Below are 4,519 nucleotides of genomic sequence, written 5' to 3' on the forward strand. Positions count from 1 at the left end.
TTTTTAAGCAAGCATCCGCCGGTTTTGTAGAAGTGCTGTGATATTTTTGGAAATTATGTCAGGCAATGGATATTCGCCAGTAATTATCCTAAAGCATACCGCAATTAGATCTTTTGTCATAAATAGAGAAGCCCGTGTCGCAACAGAACAATTCCTCGTACGGTAGTGCATCAGATGAAGACGTCATTGACCTTGGGGCTTTGCTCGGCGTTTTATGGCGCAAGAAGTTTCTGATCCTAGTCTTTATGGTTTTGGCGGGGGCGCTGGGTGCGTTTTATGCCACCAGTATTGCTGTTCCAAAATACCGTGCAACGACTGTTGTTTTGTTGGATGCGTCCGGTCAGCAGTTGTTGGATCTCAGTTCTGTTTTGCCAAGTCTTGGCACGGATTCAGAGGCGATCAACACGGAGGTTGAGATACTCAAAAGCCGTCGTTTGCTAGAGCGTGTGGTGAATGTCGCGGGTTTGACGGAAGATCCAGCATTCAACGGTGCGCTGCGCCCTTTAAGCTTTCAAGAAAACTTGAAAAGAAAGCTGTTAGGCGCCCCTGAGCGTGTCGTCCCAAGCCAAGAAAAACAGCTGGTCTCGACCGTCAATGCGCTTTTATCGCGCATATCGGTGCGCAACATTCCCAACACCTATGTGTTGCAAATCACCCTTGAAACTGACAGTGCCGAAAAATCTGCAACCATTGCTGACATCATGGCAGAGCAGTATATTTTGTACCAAATGGACGTTAAGTTTGAGGCCACGAAAGACGCGTCGGAATGGCTGACATCGCGCGTGGCGGATCTCAAGTTAGAGCTGGAACAAGCCGAAGCCCGCGTTTCAGATTTTTCGACCAGTTCTGAAGCTGTCAGCATAGAAAGTGTGCAGGCGCTGGATCGTCAACTCAAAGAAGCCCGCGATCGGTTGCAAACAACCCGTGCGACATTTGCAGAGGCTGAACGTCAATTGGCCACTTTGACGGCTTTAGAGGCGGCCTCGGATCAGGATAAAGCGGACAAAGCGGGAGATGCCCGACTGACGACGCTGTTGCGCGAAACAGGTTCGGGCCCCGCATTTGACGCGCAGTTTGCACAGATTTTGGCACGGGCCCAGCTGCAAGCGCAGCGCATTGGCGCGCAGGTTCAGTCTTTGGCCGCCAGTATTGTCGAACGCGAAGCCGAAATCGCCACTCAGAGCGATGAAATCATTCAACTGCAGCAATTGTCGCGCGAGGCAGAGGCCAGCCGCTTGCTCTATGAATATTTTCTAGGCCGTCTCAAGGAAACCTCGGCCCAAGAGGGTATTCAACAAGCGGACAGCCGCATTTTGTCCAATGCTGTTTTGCCGAACTTCCCGTCTGCACCGCGCAAATCACTGATCCTCGGGATGTCGCTTATTCTGGGCGGTATGTTTGGATGTGGTGCAGCTTTGCTGTTGGAAATGCGCGAAAAAGGCTACCGTCAAGCGAACGATTTGGAGGCAGACACAGGCCTGCGCGTGATGGGCCAAATCCCACTCTTACCGACAAGGGGGCGCCGTACGGGGCTGGAGTATCTCGCTGAGAAACCTACGTCTGCGGCCGCGGAATCTGTGCGTAACCTACGAACATCCGTTTTGCTGTCTGGAGTCGACAAAGCGCCACAAGTCATCATGACGACCTCGTCCTTGCCTGGTGAGGGCAAAACCACAGTGTCCTTTGCCTTGGCGCAAAACTTGGTTGGCTTGGGCAAAAAGGTTCTCTTGGTGGAAGGCGACATTCGCCGTCTTGTGTTTAGTCAGTACCTGAACGTCACGGATGCCAAAGGATTGCGCAGTGTCTTAGCGGGGGATGCCATTTTGAGTGAGGCTGTCATTCACGACGAAATCCTTGGCGCAGATATCCTTGTGAGTGAACCCAGCTCTGAAAACGCCGCCGATATTTTGTCATCACCGCGCTTTTTGGAGTTTTTGGGCACCGCACGTGAGGCCTATGATTTTGTGATCATTGATACGCCGCCTGTGCTGGTTGTGCCTGACGCACGGGTTGTTGCCCAACACGTTGATGTCGTCTTGTTCACCGTTCATTGGGACAAAACATCGAAAACTCAGGTGCGCGATTCCCTACGGATGTTCGAAACCGTTGGCGTCACGGTTAACGGGCTTGTGCTCAACCAAATCGACCCCAAAGGCATGAAGCGTTATGGATATGGCGATGCTTATGGCGCTTATGGATCTTACGGGACAAAATACTACACAAACTAATCATTGAAAAAGCTCAAAGAGCTATGTTCTGCCTCTAAGTGAGGCGCGAAAGCCTCTATGGCGCAGGTTCGACTCTACAGAATGGTTTTGGAGCTCGATTTTATATATTAACGACCGGGAACCGATAGATTTTAAGACAAGGAATGATTCCATTGCGTACAGCTATTGCTCTTATTATGGCACTCTCACTTTCTGCCTGTGGAGTTGTGTATCACAGCCAAAAGGTCGTTGCTGGCGCCACGGATGACGCAAAAGTACGCGTTGTGCCCATCACCAGCCAAAGCGTGCTTGTCGCAAATCGGGCCTCATATACGCCACTCGATTTGCCAGCCGTGTTCCGCACCACATCCGGCACTGGCGGCGGCCTGAGGGGCGCAGGCGCAGTCCCAGAGCCATCCTATACGGCTCAAACCCGTCCGAATGCGCTGGAAACGCGGCTGCCTCCTGTGCACCGGCCCCAGCCCTACACGATCGGTGTCGGCGATGTCGTCTTGCTTGCGACCCCTGCCGGATCTTCTGTTGAGCAACTGTCTGGCTTGCTCGCCGCGCAAAACAGCCGCCAAGGCTATACTGTGCAAGACGATGGCAGCATCGCCATCCCTGATGTTGGGCGCGTGTCCATCGCAGGTCTGACTTTGGAAGAAGCCGAAGCGACGCTGTTCCAAAGCTTGGTCTCAGCCCAGATTGAACCAACCTTCAGCCTTGAAATCTCGGAGTTCAATTCAAAGAAAATCTCTGTTGGCGGCGCAGTCCCCAACCCTGGTGTTGTGCCAATCACCCTGACCCCGCTCTATCTTGATGAAGCGCTGGCTGGCGTTGGCGGCACCACGGCAGACAACATGGATTACACCTCTGTGCGCCTGTACCGCGATGGATCGCTGTACCAAATTCCGCTGGAATCGCTCTACGCCAGCGACAGCCTGCAAAAGATCCCGTTGCTCCCGGGCGATAGCATCTTTGTCGATGACACCTATCAGCTGGATCAGGCGTCTGCCTACTTCAGCCAACAAATCCAATTGGCATCTTACCGTCAAGGTGCGCGCACAGCGGCCTTGTCTCAGCTGAGTGCAGAAGTGGCCTTGCGCCGCGCGCAACTTGCCGAAGCCCGTGCCAATTACACCGCGCAAGTCCAGTTTGACGCCACAGATCGTGACTATGTCTACCTCGCGGGTGAGGTGGACACCCAAGGCCGGTTCCCACTGCCACTGGGCCGTCAGGCAAGCTTGGCCGATGCGCTTTATGAAGGCGCAGCAGGCCTTGCGACCACAACCGCTGACCCGCGACATATCTATGTTTTGCGCGGATCTGAGAACCCTATGGAATTCGATGCTTTCACCGCTTGGAAGCTCGACACCAGCAATGCCACGGCGCTCACTTTGGCCACGCGCCTTGAATTGCGTCCCAATGATATCGTGTTTGTTGCCGAACAACCTGTCGCCAGATGGAATCGCGTGATCAATCAACTCACCCCAACCATCATCAGTATTACGGCCTCAGCCGCCGGGTAATGATGATGTTCAGCACGAATATTGGGCAGTCTTTCGCCTAATATTCGTGACTTGGGCGGCCGAGGCGATAAAAACGGATTTTTTTACCTACTTTCTCGTATAATTGAGACGCGAACTGCGTTATATTGGGTCTAAATATGTAATCCCCGTTTCTTTCGTTAAAGAGACGCAAAATCAGAATAGCGAGTCAACCATGTCTAAATTTGCATTCCTTCTCCTCTCCGCCTTTGCGTTGTTTACAACGTCTGCAACAGCACAAGACGCAGCAGTCCCTGCATGTGACACTGCAGACTGCATCGCTCTGCCCGCCGCAGACGACGTACAGAACTTTATCCCAGGCATCGCACCTCTCATCGGTGGTGCTGGGATCTTCGCATCAAGCCTTCTCAGCGGCAACAGCACAACATCTACAACATCTACAACGTCCACAAACTAAGCGCCGCCGCGCCAGCGACTTGAGCGTCTAGATATTTATTAAAAGGCACCATTCTTTGGTGCCTTTTTTTGTGCCTGCGCCGCAGGCTGTCACCCCCATTTAATCGTTTTTTAGACTTTGCCTGTTTTACTCCAAGATATGCCGATGGGGATCGGCGCCACGGGGTGAGAACACCCCTTTTTGTCACGTGGGGTGATTCATGCTTTTTAAACAATCCAAACGTGCGCTCTTTGCGCGCGCCAACCGTCTATTTGGCGTTGGCACAACCGCACTCAGCGCCACGCTCTTGATGGCGACCTTGGCAACACCAGCCCAGGCTGCCCGGCCAAAGTCAAAAGTCCCAGGGG

At 53.0% G+C, this 4,519-nt stretch carries 3 protein-coding genes; all 3 read left to right on the forward strand.

All coding sequences use genetic code 11. The features are described 5' to 3' along the window. Positions 1 to 134 precede the first annotated feature (134 nt). The 3 genes from WNY38_RS17830 (at position 135) to WNY38_RS17840 (ending at position 4,172) form a co-directional block, all read left to right on the forward strand. Positions 135 to 2,228 carry a polysaccharide biosynthesis tyrosine autokinase gene (locus WNY38_RS17830; RefSeq protein ID WP_342858711.1) on the forward strand — a complete coding sequence of 698 codons (2,094 nt, stop codon included), beginning with the start codon at positions 135 to 137 and terminating at the stop codon, positions 2,226 to 2,228. A gap of 176 nt (positions 2,229 to 2,404) precedes the next feature. Further along, on the forward strand, positions 2,405 to 3,736 hold the full coding sequence (locus tag WNY38_RS17835; protein WP_342858712.1) for a polysaccharide biosynthesis/export family protein: 1,332 nt from the start codon (positions 2,405 to 2,407) through the stop codon (positions 3,734 to 3,736). 193 nt (positions 3,737 to 3,929) lie between these two features. Then, positions 3,930 to 4,172, forward strand: coding sequence for a hypothetical protein (locus WNY38_RS17840; protein WP_342858713.1), 243 nt, complete (start codon positions 3,930 to 3,932; stop codon positions 4,170 to 4,172). Positions 4,173 to 4,519: the final 347 nt, after the last annotated feature.

The sequence above is a fragment of the Pacificibacter sp. AS14 genome (genome assembly GCF_038899935.1).
Classification (GTDB): Bacteria; Pseudomonadota; Alphaproteobacteria; order Rhodobacterales; family Rhodobacteraceae; genus Celeribacter.